The 15,102-nt window shown below is 43.1% G+C and carries 14 protein-coding genes and 1 pseudogene; 8 read left to right on the top strand and 7 right to left on the bottom strand.

Annotated elements, in window-relative coordinates; genetic code table 11:
- Positions 1-244 precede the first annotated feature (244 nt).
- From O9290_RS10135 to O9290_RS10125, 3 genes are all read right to left on the bottom strand, one after another.
- Positions 245-484: a FeoC-like transcriptional regulator gene (locus O9290_RS10135; RefSeq protein ID WP_288055442.1), complete on the bottom strand. Its 240-nt coding sequence runs from the start codon at positions 482-484 to the stop codon at positions 245-247.
- 109 nt (positions 485-593) lie between these two features.
- Complete coding sequence (gene feoB, locus O9290_RS10130; protein WP_288055445.1) at positions 594-2,918, bottom strand: Fe(2+) transporter permease subunit FeoB; 2,325 nt, start codon at positions 2,916-2,918, stop codon at positions 594-596.
- A 42-nt stretch (positions 2,919-2,960) separates the two neighbouring features.
- Positions 2,961-3,596, bottom strand: a complete 636-nt coding sequence (locus O9290_RS10125; protein ID WP_288055448.1) for a FeoA family protein — start codon at positions 3,594-3,596, stop codon at positions 2,961-2,963.
- Between the two features lie 465 nt (positions 3,597-4,061).
- Here O9290_RS10125 and O9290_RS10120 point away from each other — a divergent pair, with 465 nt between their 5' ends.
- Positions 4,062-4,841, top strand: coding sequence for a DUF1350 family protein (locus tag O9290_RS10120; RefSeq protein ID WP_002758145.1), 780 nt, complete (start codon positions 4,062-4,064; stop codon positions 4,839-4,841).
- Here the strand turns inward: O9290_RS10120 and O9290_RS10115 are convergent.
- Positions 4,838-5,551 (bottom strand): Uma2 family endonuclease, encoded by a 714-nt coding sequence (locus O9290_RS10115; protein ID WP_002758144.1) that lies wholly within the window; start codon positions 5,549-5,551, stop codon positions 4,838-4,840. The genes O9290_RS10120 and O9290_RS10115 overlap by 4 nt on opposite strands.
- 38 nt (positions 5,552-5,589) lie before the next feature.
- On the opposite strand from O9290_RS10115, the gene O9290_RS10110 reads away from it, so the two are divergent.
- On the top strand, positions 5,590-5,715 hold the full coding sequence (locus O9290_RS10110; protein WP_283160180.1) for a hypothetical protein: 126 nt from the start codon (positions 5,590-5,592) through the stop codon (positions 5,713-5,715).
- Positions 5,716-5,760: 45 nt separating this feature from the next.
- Entirely contained in the window at positions 5,761-6,675 is a 915-nt protein-coding gene (locus O9290_RS10105) for a hypothetical protein (protein ID WP_288026317.1), read from the top strand.
- A gap of 162 nt (positions 6,676-6,837) precedes the next feature.
- Here the strand turns inward: O9290_RS10105 and O9290_RS10100 are convergent, their stop codons facing one another.
- Complete coding sequence (locus O9290_RS10100; RefSeq protein WP_002758142.1) at positions 6,838-8,688, bottom strand: polysaccharide deacetylase family protein; 1,851 nt, start codon at positions 8,686-8,688, stop codon at positions 6,838-6,840.
- A 311-nt stretch (positions 8,689-8,999) separates the two neighbouring features.
- Between O9290_RS10100 and O9290_RS10095 the strand changes: the two genes are divergently transcribed.
- The 3 genes from O9290_RS10095 (at position 9,000) to O9290_RS10085 (ending at position 12,408) form a co-directional block, all read left to right on the top strand.
- Positions 9,000-9,161 carry a hypothetical protein gene (locus O9290_RS10095; RefSeq protein ID WP_288087020.1) on the top strand — a complete coding sequence of 54 codons (162 nt, stop codon included), beginning with the start codon at positions 9,000-9,002 and terminating at the stop codon, positions 9,159-9,161.
- Positions 9,162-9,195: 34 nt separating this feature from the next.
- Positions 9,196-11,364, top strand: coding sequence for a lytic transglycosylase domain-containing protein (locus O9290_RS10090; protein WP_288059897.1), 2,169 nt, complete (start codon positions 9,196-9,198; stop codon positions 11,362-11,364).
- Positions 11,365-11,577: 213 nt separating this feature from the next.
- Positions 11,578-12,408, top strand: coding sequence for an energy-coupling factor transporter transmembrane component T family protein (locus O9290_RS10085; protein WP_002764144.1), 831 nt, complete (start codon positions 11,578-11,580; stop codon positions 12,406-12,408).
- 130 nt (positions 12,409-12,538) lie between these two features.
- Here O9290_RS10085 and coaE read toward each other — a convergent pair whose 3' ends face one another.
- A complete protein-coding gene (gene coaE, locus O9290_RS10080) occupies positions 12,539-13,138 on the bottom strand; it encodes a dephospho-CoA kinase (protein ID WP_004159597.1) in 600 nt (199 codons plus the stop codon).
- Positions 13,139-13,199: 61 nt separating this feature from the next.
- On the bottom strand, positions 13,200-13,925 hold the full coding sequence (gene purC / locus O9290_RS10075; RefSeq protein ID WP_002784616.1) for a phosphoribosylaminoimidazolesuccinocarboxamide synthase: 726 nt from the start codon (positions 13,923-13,925) through the stop codon (positions 13,200-13,202).
- A 337-nt stretch (positions 13,926-14,262) separates the two neighbouring features.
- On the opposite strand from purC, the gene O9290_RS10070 reads away from it, so the two are divergent.
- Together O9290_RS10070 and O9290_RS10065 are read left to right on the top strand one after the other, a co-directional pair.
- A complete protein-coding gene (locus O9290_RS10070; protein WP_002743720.1) occupies positions 14,263-14,559 on the top strand; it encodes a DUF7219 family protein in 297 nt (98 codons plus the stop codon).
- A gap of 401 nt (positions 14,560-14,960) precedes the next feature.
- Positions 14,961-15,102: pseudogene (locus O9290_RS10065) on the top strand (IS701 family transposase); the annotation flags it as partial.

Raw genomic sequence — 15,102 nt, 5'->3', positions numbered from 1 at the left:
AGTAGCTGGTTATAATTAAATTAAAAATGGATTTTAGGTTCGATCCCCCCTGCCCCCCTTGATAAGGGGGGTGCCGATCCCCCCTGCCCCCCTTGATAAGGGGGGTGCCGATCCCCCCTGCCCCCCTTGATAAGGGGGGTGCCGATAGGCGGGGGGATCCCCCCTTTAATCCCCCCTTAATAAGGGGGGCATCTGACAACTTTTAACGCCTACCTACTTAGATCACTTCTGTAGTATTAAACTTTTATCTGTTTGCCCCTGTGGAATTGCCCTCAATCCATTCGTAAAAAGCCATAGATTCCGGGGAACAACGGCTGCATCCTCCGCATTTTTCTAGGGAAATCAGACGAATTCGCCCTTTTTTTAGCAAGCGATCGAGCATGGGACTTAAGGCATCCGCTGACATCCGAAAGTGTGTAGATAAGTCAGACAGAGATGCTTTCTGATTTTTGGCAAGATAAGCCTGTATATCGGTTAAAATCATGGTTTATAAGCGAAAAAAATCGAGAAAAGTTACTTGATTGCGGTGGGTTACGGCGAATCTAAATAATTTGTTAGTTGCCTAGCTTTTTGTCGCCTAACCCACCCTACTTTTAAATTGCGGGACGGTTGATTTTTCGGGGACGGAGATTTTTTAAGGTGAATAAAACCCCGACTACGGTTAAACCCATCAAGACTATCCAAAAGAGAGAAAATCCCGGATGTCGAGAAAAAGTGGCGATTTGATAGAAGGAAGTGGCAACAATATAGGCCATTCCTGTGGTCCAGAGGGCAATAAAAACAGTCCAACCGGCATTAGTTTCGCGATATACGGCCGATGTGGCCGAAACACAGGGAAAATAGAGCAGAACAAACAAAAGATAGGCAAAAGCACCCGCTTGACCATCAAATCTTTTCGCCATCGCCCCAAAGATTCCTAAATCTACCTCTTGCTCTTCGGCAGCCGTTTTTTGATCTTGCAGATTACCAATATTCAAACCCAAGGGATCAAGTAATTGATTGGGTAATTGCGCTAAATTGGCGGGAATAGTGGCGATAGCTGTCTGAATTTGCCCCCAAAAGTCGAATTTTTCGGCTGCTACCCCCTGATTAGGGTTATCTTCCCCCGCTAGTTGGCTGTAAATTGAGTTTAATGTGCCTACCATCGCTTCTTTGGCAAAAACTCCCGTAAAAATGCCCACCGTTGCCGGCCAATTTTGCTGCTCTAGTCCCATGGGTGAGAAAATAGGAGTTACAGCTTTACTGGTGGCACTTAAAACCGATCGCTCGCTGTCTTGATTACCAAAAGAACCATCAAAACTGACGGAGTTGAGTAGTCCCAAAATCATCACCATTAAAACGATAATTCGTCCAGCTTTCCATAAAAACGCTTGCAGACGTTCCCAAGTGCGAATTAAAACCCCTTTTAGACGCGGTAGATGATAGGGAGGCAATTCCATAATAAAGTGACTGACTTCTCCCTTGAGTAGGGTTTTTTTCATCACCAATCCCGTCAAAATAGCGGCGAGAATTCCTAAGATATAAAGACCAAAAACGATGTTTTGACCACCTATGGGGAAAAAAGCCGCCGCAAATAGAGCATAAACAGGTAATCTGGCCCCACAGGACATAAAAGGGTTCATCATAATCGTCATTAAACGATCGCGAGAATTTTCTAGGGTTCTGGTGGCCATAATTGCCGGCACATTGCAACCAAATCCCACTAGCATGGGAACAAAGGATTTACCCGGCAATCCCACCAAACGCATCAATCGGTCCATGACGAAGGCTGCCCGGGCCATATAGCCAGAATCCTCTAAAATTGACAAAAAGAGGAACATAAAGCCAATTACGGGGATAAAAGTGGCGACGGTTTGCACACCTCCCCCCGCTCCATCAGCGAGCAGAGCAATTAGCCAACCGGGGGTAGGGATTGTTTGTAAAACTTGGGACAAACCATCGACAAAGATAGTCTGGGCAGTTAAATCGAAGAAATCGATAAAGGCAGCACTAACATTGATGGTAAACAAGAACATTAGGTACATTACGCCCAAAAATATCGGAATTCCTAACCAGCGATCGAGAACAATCCGATCAAGGCGGTCGGACATGGTATCATTTATTTGTCCAGTCCGTTGAGTGGCTCCCTGAGTAACTTGTTGAATAAAGCCATAACGAGTATCAGCAATTAAAATATCAAGGTCTTCCCCTAAAACTTGGTGTATTTGTCGTCTATGCTTGACGATAATGCTTAATAGTTCCTGTGAGCGCAATTCTGGGGCGATGCGATCCTCGTATTGCAGTAGGTTTAAAGCAGTCCATCTTGGCTCAACGATCCTTTTACTGCTATGGTCGTTAATGTAGGCAACAATCTCGTTAAGAGCTTCCTCAATTACCGCAGGATAAGCCACATAAGCAGCAGTATGGCTAATATTACTGACTAATTCCCCAATTTTTTGCTTTAATTCTCCGATTCCCTCCCCTTTAACCGCACTAATCGGCACGACAATTGCATCCATGCGAGCGCTTAAGAGTTGCGGATTAACCACAATACCCCTAGTTTTAGCCACATCCATCATATTCAGGGCAATCAACATCGGTAAACGCATCTCCATGATTTGGGTAGTAAGGTAGAGATTGCGCTCTAAATTGGCAGCATCGACGATATTAATCACTAAATCCGCTTCTCCTGACAGCAGATAGTCCCTAGCGACTAATTCATCCATTCCTGTCTCCCCTTCTTCTACATCGAGGGAATAGACTCCGGGTAAATCCACAAGGGTGATATCTTCCCCGTTAACTTGAAATCGTCCCTCTTTGCGATCGACTGTTACTCCCGGCCAGTTGCCAGTGCGTTGATTGGATCCTGTGAGAGCATTAAAAAGGGTAGTTTTGCCACAGTTAGGATTGCCAATTAAGGCGATAATGGGTTTAACCATAATTTAGGATATTGAGTGACGAATAGGCTTAGATGATTAAATTTAGCTTTCTGGGTCTATTTCTTCGACGATTAAAGTGTCTGCCTCCTGTTTTCGCAGACTGAGATGAAATCCCCGCACTCGAATCTCGACGGGATCCCCCAAAGGTGCGACGCGAATGACGGTAAACTCTGTCCCCGGAGTTAATCCCATTGATAACAATTTTCCTTTGTATCCGCGCAATGCTCGGTCATAACCGACAACTTTACCCGCTTTTCCTATGGGTATCTCCCGCAGAAATGTTCTTACTTCAGGTAGGTCTTTTTTGGGTTCCAGTTTTTTCGGTTGACTGTCACTAACGAGGATTTTTTCGGCCATTTCTGCCCCGATACCGATACGATTGTCTTGAATGCCAATTAAAACTGACCCCCTCGGTTGGGAGCTAATTACCTGTAATTGAATGCCGGGGTTTAATCCCATACCTAGGAGTCGATTGATCCCTCCTGTCCCCTGAAATCCCACTAACCAGACGGTTTTTCCCATTTCCACTTGTGCGAGGGGATAGGTGGCTGTTAGCTCAGTACCCATGGAGTTAGTACGTTCTGCTACTGCCTCTTTACCACCCCAAGGGGAAAATTGGGCTTTATTTGGCGATTTTTCTGGTTTTTCTGCTTCATTAGGTCTAATTTTATCGTCCATGCTTTTCTTATCTCCAAAGGTAAAGAAGGTCTTTCATTCAAGAGTGACAATAATTCCTTGATAGCTCATCGAGTTTACTTCAGTAGCCAAAGGGTGATAACTGCGCTAATGTCAGCCTCAGTCAACGGTTTTTGAACTGTCTCGGAATTGCGATTGCTAAAATAAATGCTAATTATTCTCAATTACCAGTCTAATCCAAAAGGGGAGACAGAAAAGAAAAATATTTATTTAGGGTCGGCTGAATAATGGTAAAACCCTTTGAAAATAAGGCTTTTGACCTGTTAAAATCTGATGTTAGTGCAAGAAAATAGGATTGGGACATTCAAAAACCTTGCATTATTCTTGATGCAGTACATAAGTTGGTACAAAAAGAAGGATAACAAAGCCTGAAACGACTGGCTACTGACGACCGACGACCGACTCCTAACCCCACCAATAGACTTTTTAAGCAAACCCTAACTAATTATGAATTGGCAAGAAATAGCAGGTAATTGGGTTTTTCTCCCCCGTCGTCCCCGGGGTATCATTCACTTTTTAGGGGGGGCATTTGTGGCGGCGGCCCCGAATATTACCTATCGTTGGTTATTAGAAAGTCTTGGGAATTCAGGATACGCTATTGTTGCTACTCCCTTTGTTAATACCCTCGATCATAAATCGATCGCCCGCACAGTTTTAAACCGTTTTGATAATATTATTGAACGTCTGCGCTGGAATCATAGTCTGCCCCAAGGTTATCTCCCCATCTACGGATTGGGTCACAGTATGGGGTGTAAACTACATTTATTAATCGGTAGTCTCTACGAAGTGGAACGGGCGGGAAATATCCTCATTTCCTTTAATAATTATCCCATTCGTCGAGCTATTCCCTTTATTGAACCTTTGCAAATTGACACCACTTTTAACCTCGAATTTACCCCTTCCCCCGAAGAAACAAACGAGTTAATTTTCCAAGATTATGCCATTCGTCGCAATCTTTTAATCCGTTTTCAAGACGACACGATCGATCAATCTCTGGTATTAAATCCCCTGCTAAAAAAACGCTTTAATGATTTAATTGCCCTGCGAACTCTCCCGGGCAATCATCTCACTCCCTTGAGTCAAGATGTCAGTTGGCAAACCGGAGAAGTATTCACTCCCCTCGATGCGATCGGCCAATGGTTAAAACAGGGACTTGCCCGGGATAATTCCCGTCTCAAAGATGAGATTCTCCAGTGGTTAAATCCCGTCCTTCCCGCCTCTCGTTAGCTTTCCTCTAGATTAATCCCCAGGGCCCGTAATTGCGCCTCTAAGCAGGCTAATTTTGCCTCAGCTTCCCGGGCCCGTTGACGTTCCTGTTGGGCTTGCTGTTCGGCGGCATTGGCTCGTTGTTCGGCTAATTCAGCTTTTTGCTTGATTTCTAGGGTGGTCAAAAACCGCGAGCCATCGGGATAAAAAATAGCTAACTGGGGACTCTCCAGTTGAAAACGAATCTGTAGAAGCGGACTCTGCCAATTATCGATCGCGGGAATCATCTCCAATTGATCACCCCTTCGCCACCAACCCTGTAGATAATTAGCATCGGGATCATAGAGATAATATTCTTCTACGCCAAAACGCTGATAAAATTGCCATTTTCGGCGCATTTCCGCTTTAGTGTTGCCTGGAGAGAGAATTTCAAAGACCACCTGCGGCGCAATCTGGTTTTCTAACCATTGCTTATAGGAACCTCGATCGCCCTTGGGTCTGCCAAACACCACCATAGCATCCGGCGCTTGACAGGTTTTATTATCCCCCTCGACCGGATACCACAACAGATCGCCGGCGATAAACACATTGTCATTGTCTGCGAATAAACATTCGAGATTTTCCTTGATCGTCACAATCCAGCGAAACTGTTTGGTATTATCGGCCATCGGTTTACCATCACTATCGGGATAGATAATCTCCGACCCAGAGAAACATATCGCCTTGATCATCGTTCTACTCCCTAGCGTAATAACTATAACTAGAGATTATGACATCAACAAAGGGAGAATTGATAGCGGCAGTGTTAGAACAAGTAACAAATAAGATGGGAACTCCTCGACAAATAGTGTCCGACCACGGCAGGGATTTATACAGAGGAATCCAATTATATTAGGAGAAAAATCCAGAAGTTGCTCACACTTATGAGGTAACTCATCAGATGGCATTGATTTTAAAGTCAGAACTGGAAAAAGATGAACAATATCAGTCATTTGTCAAAAAATGTCATCAGTGTCGTCAAGAGATACAACAAACCGAATTATTGTTTTTTATGCCGCCTTGTCAACGGACAAAATCTCGTTATTTTAACTTAGATAGTCTCATATATTGGGCAGATAAAGTCTTAAAATATAAAAAAAAGCAAGACTTTAGCTTGATTGATAAACGCCAGGAAATAGACAGGGTCAATTTAGTCGATTTGTTGTTGATTCTGGATCAGGAAAAAATCAAAAGCTTATCTTTTTTACCCGTGAAAAACTATAGCAGTCAAGAAAAATTAAACTCGGCCTTATATCAGCATTTTGGTGAAACGATAAGCGAAGAAGAGAAAGAAAGCATTCTTCGGGTCGCAGATAAAGGTAGAAGAAGATTTCAAGACAAGTTGGACTGGCTCCTAGACTATCAAGATTCTCTCCCTGTCTGGGCTACCATCTTGGCTATGACCCGAAGTCTTGAAGCTCAAATCAAACATCAGGGGTTAACTCAAACATCTTTATCTCAATGGGATAAGCTTTTTCCCCAGTCTTCCCTTCCCGAAAATCTTATCCCTATTTACCAGAAAATACAGCGTTATTTGTTAGAACAAACTTCTACTATCCCAGAAGGTGAGATATTTCTGGGAACTTCCGATGTCATTGAATCTATCTTTGGTAAGTATAAGCTTTTTTCGCAAAGATGTCCTATAAACGAACTGGGGGTTATGGTTTTAACAATAGTGCTAGTAACTACCGATTTCACTGTCAATTTGATTAAAGAGGCGTTGGAAACTATCAGGTCGAAGGATGTTAATATTTGGCAAGAGCAAGTTTTTGGACAATCCACTCTTTCTAAAAGAAAAGTTGTTTTTTCCTCCTGACAAATTTTGACAGAAAAAGTGCATGATTTATTTTCCTTGATTTTCCCGTATATTCAACACCCTACCCTTGCCGCCCCGACGTCGGGGGGGCAAGGGTAGGGTGGGGGAGATTCAGCTAATCTAAGGATAGGCGGTTAAAATGCGTCTTAGCTTAGTGCTAACCTAACTCCCCGCAGCACAGGAATCGGCGAAAATTACACAGGGAATCCCCACATGACTAATGGGAACAATATAGGTTTCTGTGGGGGGAAATAAAGCGACAACGTGGGGAACGGGACGGGGAGTATAATGCACTTGCGATTGACCTTGATAAGCGAGGGAGGTGCTTGCTCCTGAGTCTAACATCACTGCGTCCCGAAAACCTGCCTGTACTAATAATTCTCCCAAAGCCATCGAATCGATCGGCTCTCTGGAAACCCCGATAACTGGCTGTCCTGCCTGATTAATCCCCCAAAAAGCCCGGTGACGCAGGGCATCAAAACCGTAAAGTGTACCAAAGGATTCCCGCGGTTGTGGTTGTCCATCTTTGACTAACCAAGCGGCCGCGACAAAAGCATCCGTAACCTTGAGATCATCTCCAGCCTCCGCTGCAATTCCTTCTAGGGTATTATGACGGGCAGGATCAAAGGGAAGATAACGCACCCATCGCTCGGTAATGATTACTAAAGGACGACCCTCTAACTTGTCGATTTCTCCCTCATATCCCGGTATAAAGCCGCCATTTTCGCTTAAAACCGGCCCGATCATCTGATTTGAGTCCAATTCCTTGAGAGAGAAAAAACCGCCATCTACAGCCGCGATCGCTTCTGTACCGGCGATAATTTCCTCCACTTGATAACGACTATCAGCGTGGATGGTTTTGGGAATCCCGCCACTAATCAGAACAAGTGTATTAGTTGAAAATTCCACTTCCCGTTTTTGGATGGTGGTGGCAAAGTTAAAACCGCCATCCCTACGGGGTAAGGGATCACCTCCCCAAGCTTGCGGTACAACTTCTCGCGTGCGCGATTGCCCAAAGCGTCCAATCGTGAGTAAATCGGGGGATTGTCCCGCAAAATGCTCATCGAGGTCATTCATCGATAAAGCTGCCCGATAACCCGCTTTTTTGACGAATTCCTTCACTCGATCATCTGCCTTCCCTTCCGGATAGGTGAAATAATTAATCGGAATGCCCAATTCTTTTTCTAAGATTTGTTTCGATTGCTTGACTTCCTGCTCCAAATCTGCATCGGACAATAATCTTAAATCCCGGGGATGACTAACACTATGGGAGACAATTTGTACTAGAGGATCGGCGGCCATTTCCCGGAGTTGTTGCCAAGTGACACTGGTTCTGCCAGTTTTTTGAGCCATTTTATTGATATAAATCGAGAAAACAGCAGGATAGTTATATTTTCTCAATAAAGGATAGACATACTGGTAATGTCCCCCATAACCATCATCAAAAGTCAATAAAACCGGTTTAGCGGGAAGGGGGATCCCTGTCCGCAGATGGGAAATTAACCAATCGATACTGATGGGAGTTGCCCCGATTTCCTGCAAAAATTGAAAATGTGCCTCTAATTCGGCGGGAGTAACGTCAAAAAATACCTCTTTTTTTGGTAAAATGTCGTGATACATTAAAATCGGTACTTTTGTCTCTTGAGCGCGGGGATGAATTTCCGGCCAGGGTGCTAATTCGATCGCTGTTGCCGAGTTATTTTGCCAATTATCGAGACTAATATCGTTTTTTTGGAGAGATAGGGGGAGAATCACGCGATCAGAGAGGTTTTTATAGGTTTTACAGTCAAAAACTCTCGATATATCCTTAAAAGAACTATTTTCTAGGACATAATCCGCGCATTCCGGTTGAAACTCCCTAAAAGGTGCGGGGAGAGAATCACCCCCCACCAGAGCATTAGAACGAGGATAGAGAGAAATTGCCCAAATAATCAGACAAGTGACGATAAATGCCAAAAATCCGTATAGGGGAAACAAGGGAAACGAAGATTTTTGCCGAGCTTGCCAACGCATAGGATTAAGTAATAAAGTAAAAAGTAAAAAAGAAAAAGTAAAAAAGCAGATAGTCCCTGATTTACCGAAAAAAACTGCTTTTTATCTAGATTTTTGGCTTTTGTTTTCTCGTCAGCAAAGCCCACTGATTACAAGCTGAGTTTCCCTATAATCCGTTCCCTTGTCAAGTTTTCTAGAACACCCTCATCAGTTATCAGTTATCAGTTATCAGTTATCAGTTATCAGTGAGCAGTGAGCAGTGAGCAGTGAGCAGATTTGAGTTTTCAGTGGACAGTGGTAATCAGTGAGCAGTTGTCAATAGACTACCTTTATTGATTCTCCCTATTTCCCCATTTCCCCATTTCCCCATCACCCCACACCCCACACCCCACACCCCACACCCTACACCCCACACCCTACACCCCACACCCCACACCCCACATCCCAGTTCCCCAAGCTGGTTGAAACAAACAACCTGTCACCACGATCACTGATAATGTATGTTGAGTTACTGTCTTTAATAAGGTAATGTTTAAAAAATTCCCCCCTCACACCCCGCTCATTCTTGGCTTAGGTTCTGGGGTTGCGCTTTTTACTCTCACCAGTCTCTTTCTCTTTCACCCGAAAATCCTCGCTTGGCTCGATCGCAATAGTGCTTCGCTTCCTAGCCAAGATCCTAACCAACCCTCTGCCGTAGTTGATAGCGCTTCCTTACCACAAACCGAGCGAGATGTCAAGTTAAGAGATGTTGCTGATGCCAATGCGCCCTCTTTAGATCGTAGTCGCGCCCGCTATCTCTTGGCTATGGATTTATTGAGAAAATATGAAGGGGGTCCGGCTTTAAAACAATTAGAAGGCTTAGAAAAACAATATCCTGTCCTCGCTCCCCAGATTCTCCTCAAACAGGGACGCGCCCACGAATTAACCAATGATAGTGAAAAAGCGCAAGAAATTTGGCAAAAATTACTGGAAACCTATCCCCAATCGCCCGTAGTGGCGGAAGCTTACTACTCTTTGGGCAAATACGACCCCAGTTATCATGAGAAATTGCTTAAGGAATACCCCCGACACCCGCGTACTTTGGCTTTAATTCGCCAACGTCTTCAAGAAAATCCCGATCAATTTCCCTTATGGTTACAGTTAGCCAAGGCTAATCCTTTTGATCCTACCCTCAATCAGGCCCGCAATCGTTTGGTGAAAGACTACGCCGAGCAGTTAACTCCGGCGGATTGGGCAATGATTGGGGCAGGTTATTGGCAGTCGGGATTGTACGAAAAAGCCTATAAAGCCTATGCTAAAGCCACTCCTAGCCCCGAACAAGCCTATCGTTACGCCCGCGGGCTACAAATTGCCAAAAAACTGCCAGAAGCTCGCAGCGCTTACCAAAAATTAATTAAAACCTATCCCCAGGCCTCAGAAACCGGGTTAGGATTACTGCGACTCGCCCAAATTTCTCCTAACCGCGATGCTATAGCATATCTCGATCGCATTGTCAAGCAATTTCCCGATCGCGCTCCGGAAGCTTTGGAAGCGAAAGCCAAATTACTGGACTCAACTAATGCCCAGGCCGCTAGTCAAACATGGCAGACTTTATTAAATAAATACCCAAAATCTGACGAAGCCGCCGATTATCGCTGGTTAATGGCCCAAAGAGCCGCTAAATCCGGCGATTACGCCAAGGCGTGGCAGTGGGCGCAGCCAATTGCGGTTAATAATCCCGATAGTCAAATTGCCCCGAAAGCGGCCTTTTGGGTGGGAAAATGGGCGCAAAAACTGGGCAAAAACCAAGAAGCAAAACAAGCTTTTACCTACACTATTTCTCGTCATCCCCATTCCTATTATGCTTGGCGCTCGGCGGTTTTATTAGGTTGGGACGTGGGGGATTTTACCACTGTCCGCTCCTATAATCCTACCACCGTCAAACCCGCCACCCGTAACGATACTCCCGCCGGTTCGGAAGCTTTCAAGGAACTATATCGCATTGGTGAAGATACGGACGCGTGGAATCTCTTCCAAGCAGAAATTGTTGATCCTTGGAATTTAACCGTTGACGAACAATTTAACCTCGGTGTCTATAAACTCTCTCGCAATCAAAATTTAGAAGGAATTAACCTGATTTGGCGCTTGCGAGAAAGAGATACCCCAGAGGAAAGGGAAGCATGGAAAGTCCTGCGACAAAATGATAAATACTGGCACGCTTTATTCCCTTTCCCCTACTACGATAGCATCCTGGAATGGTCAAAAGATAGACAATTAAATCCCCTGCTAGTGACAGCTTTAATCCGGCAAGAATCCCGCTTTGAAAAAGAAATTCGTTCTCCTGTGGGGGCAGTGGGATTAATGCAAATTATGCCCGATACGGGTAAATATATCGCGGGTAATACTGGCAATAAAAGTTATTCTTTAACTAATCCCGAAGATAACATTATGATGGGGACATGGTATCTCGATTATACCCACGGCAAATTCGCCGGAAATTCACTTTTTGCTGTGGCTAGTTATAACGCTGGACCTGGGGCAGTTTCTAAATGGAAACAGCGTTTCGATTTTAGCGATCCCGATGAATTTGTCGAGAATATTCCCTTTAGAGAAACTAAGGGTTATATAGAATCGGTGTTTGGTAATTATTGGAATTATCTCCAGATTTATAACCCCGAAATTCAAGAGCAAATGAACAGAATTGCTAACCCTTCCTAGGGAATTGATGGGGATGGGTAATTAACTCATTCCCTTAAAGTTATAATTAAATTGAAGATATATCCCCCCTTAATCCCCCCTTAATAAGGGGTGTGCCGATCCCCCCTGCCCCCCTTGATAAGGGGGGTGCCGATAGGCGGGGGGATACCCCTTAATAAGGGGGGCATCTGACAGTTTTTAACACCTAGCTACTTACTAACTTTTTTCCTGATTATGCAATCATTTAACTGGCAAACCGTCGATCAAAATTCTCCTTTTACTCGCCTAGATTTTCGGACAAAATTAACCATGATGATCGTGGTTACTCTCATCGCTTTTACTTGGGAAAGTCCCCTCGCTGGCGGTTTTCTAACTCTTATTGTCGCTTTAGCTTGTCTCTGGGCGGGGGTAAAATGGTCTTATCTTCTCACTATTTTAAAATTCATGGCTCCTTTTTATCTATTCTTATTAATTACCATGGGATTTTTTAATGTGGAACAGGTAAAAACTTTAACGGGAAAAACTGAATTAACTCCCTTATTAACTGTCGGTTCTAATAAAATGACTGTGGAGGGAACCCTCTACGGTTTAAATGTGATCTTTAAAACTCTCACGATGGTTTTAATTATTCCCCTCGCTATTTTTACCACCGATATAAATCAGATGATGGTGAGTTTAACTAAGGCCAGAATTCCTTACAAAATAGTCTTTATTTTTTCCTCTACCCTGCGTTTATTTCCTCTCCTAGTAGAAGAATCTCGATCGATTATTTCTGCTCAAAGATTACGAGGATTAGCAATAGAAAAAATGGGTTGGTTACAAAAAGGAAAAATTTACGCTTCTATCGCTGTACCTTTAATTTTAAACGCTATGGCTAAATCGCAAAAATTAGAGGTAGTTCTACAAGCTAAAGCTTTCTCTGGTGATCCCGATCGCACATTTTTACAGGAATCAATCTTAACCAATAAAGACTATTTATTAATTATTGGCTTTCTATTTTTATTGGTTTTGGCAATTATTCTCTATGTAAAATTCGGGGTGGGAAAATTTGCCTGGTTGTTTTAAGCTCAATCCCTATTGTAAGTAGTTAGGTGTTAAAAACTATCAGTTTCCCCCCTTATCAAGGGGGATCCCCCCGCCTATCGGCACCCCCCTTATCAAGGGGGGCAGGGGGGATCGAACCCAAAATCTATCTTCAATTTAATTCTAACCAGCTACTTATAGCTCGATCGATCTGGGTATATAAAGCTTCTAAATCCCCGGAATTGTCCAAAACAATATCAGCTAAGGCAATTTTTTCGGCTAAAGGCATTTGATTATTAATCCGAGTGATCGCTTGTTCTCTGCTTAAGTTATTCCTAGTCATTAAGCGTTGAATTTGTTGCTCAAAACCGCAGGAAACCACCCAAATCTCTGTGACTAAATGGGTTAGTTTGGCTTCCAATAATAAAGGAACAGAAAAAACAACTATCGGGGCTTCTAACTGCTCTAAATGCCGCTTAAAACATTCTCTAACGTAGGGATGAATCTGACTTTCTAACCAGATTTTTTCCTCGGGATTATTAAAAATAATCTCTCCTAACTGTTGGCGATTAAGGGAATTATCCTCAGTTTTAACTTTTCTGCCATAACGCTGAAAAATTCTCTCTAAAATTGCCGAACCTTTTTCCACTGCTTCCCGGGCATAAATATCCGCATCAAGGACAGGAATTTTGTAGATATTTTCTAAATAATTGGAAACCGTGGATTTACCACAAGCTATTCCCCCTGTTAACCCGATAATTCTTCTCGACATAAATTATTAAATTGCTAATCTCAATTAAGGTGCGTTACGCGCTCGCTAACACACCCTACGGTTATAAACTCTCTATCTGTTGTAAAACTCTTGCTTGTACTTGTTGATAGGCAGTTTCCACATCTCCTAAATCGCGACGAAAACGATCCTTATCGAGAATGCGCGCTTGGGCATCCTCTTGGGTTTTATCCCAGAGACGACAGGTATCGGGGCTAATTTCATCACCTAGATAAATTTTGCCCGTTTTATCAACTCCAAATTCTAACTTGAAATCGACGAGAATAATCTGGCACTTATCGAAAAATTCTTGCAGATATTGATTGATTTGCAGGGCTAAATCTCGTAACTGATTGACTTGCTCCTCGCTGGCAATATCGATCACTTTTATGCGATCGGGCGTTAACAAAGGATCGCCTAAAGCATCGTCCTTGAGATAAAATTCTACAAGAGGAAAAGGTAAAACTTTCCCCTCCTTTAATCCCGTTTGCTTGCACAAACTCCCGGCAGCGATATTTCTGACTACTACCTCCAAAGGAATAATTTTAATCGCCTTGACGCGCATTTCCCTAGAACTAGGGCGATCGATATAATGGGTAGGTATTCCTAGGGATTCTAACCATTGAAATAGGGCAGTGGAGACAGTACAGTTAATTTCCCCTTTACCGACAATTTGCCCGCGTTTTTGGGCATTAAAAGCGGTGGCATCGTCTTTGTAATAAGTGAGGAGAATATCAGGATCATCGGTTTGATAGAGAATTTTGGCCTTACCTTCATAGAGTTTTTCCATAGTTATCATCCTCGGCAATTGATAAACGAAAATCGATGGTTAATCAGATAGTGGCGGCAGTAAATTTTGGCGATCAACCCAGGCAAAAAGTCTCTATCATTGGGTAGATGATCGTTGAGAAAAATAATGTATAATTGCAGCTTAAAGATAACTGTCAACATTTGACGATCGAACCTTAACCTATAACCAAAAAGTGTCACGATACCAGGGGTCAACTTTTGGCGAATCAGCCAAGTTTTTACTTAAATCCTCAATCATAGCCAACAATTGATATTATCTCCCATTACCATTACCGAAAAATCTAAAGAAATTCCGAAAAATTACCCGCCGTCGCCCTATGAATCAGAATCCTCCTAACGATGATAACCCGAATCTCCCCGATCGCCGCAAGGAGGATTTTCTCTATCCTCGCGCGCCCTACTATGGGGAATTTAAGCCAGAAAACTTGCTATTTAACGCCAATTTACAGGAATTTGCCCAAAAAGTCAGTTTTATTTGTAATCTGGAAACGGGGGGCAAAATCAGTTCTCTAGAAGCCTATCAAAAAATTAAAGCCCTCTGGAAAGACTTAAAACAGAGCAAAAAAGGCCTAGGCATTGGGGAAAATCCCTTTCAAAAAGATGACGATACCTAAAGGGTAATAGACCTCTTGCAAAAATCAAAAATCTGACCTTAGGTGAGGAGTCTCCGAGCCAGTAGCCGGTCGTCAGGAGAATTAAGAATGAGCATTAATCAATTAAATGCTCTATTTAGAGATTTTATGCAATTTTATGTCTATTTTTCTCATTTTTGCACTCTCGAAAATTAATTAGGGTCTGCTGAAAAAGTTTTTCCTGGGGGTAGGAGTCAGTAGCCGGTCGTCAGGAGTCGGTCGTTTTAGGCTTTGTTGCCCTTGTTTTTTGTACCAAGCGATGTACTATAAGAAGGATAATGCAAGGTTTTTGAACGTCCCAATCCTATTTTCTTGCACTAACATCGGACTTTAACAGGTAAAAAGCTTTATTTTAAAAGGGTTTTACCATTATTCAGCAAACCCTAATTATTGAAAAAGAAGGGGGTGTGGAAGAAACAATCCAGCTTGAGCAACTAGCAAAAAGCCTATCAGAAAAGGATTGGGAGAAAATCACCCTAAATCTAGATAAAGAAAAAACGGTTTGGGTAGCGGTATTCAGAGCGA

The organism is Microcystis sp. LE19-41.2A (genome assembly GCF_027530405.1).
GTDB classification, from domain to species: Bacteria; Cyanobacteriota; Cyanobacteriia; order Cyanobacteriales; family Microcystaceae; genus Microcystis; species Microcystis aeruginosa.
Note: the sequence above shows the minus strand (reverse complement) of the source record. Positions and strands in the feature narration are given on the sequence as shown.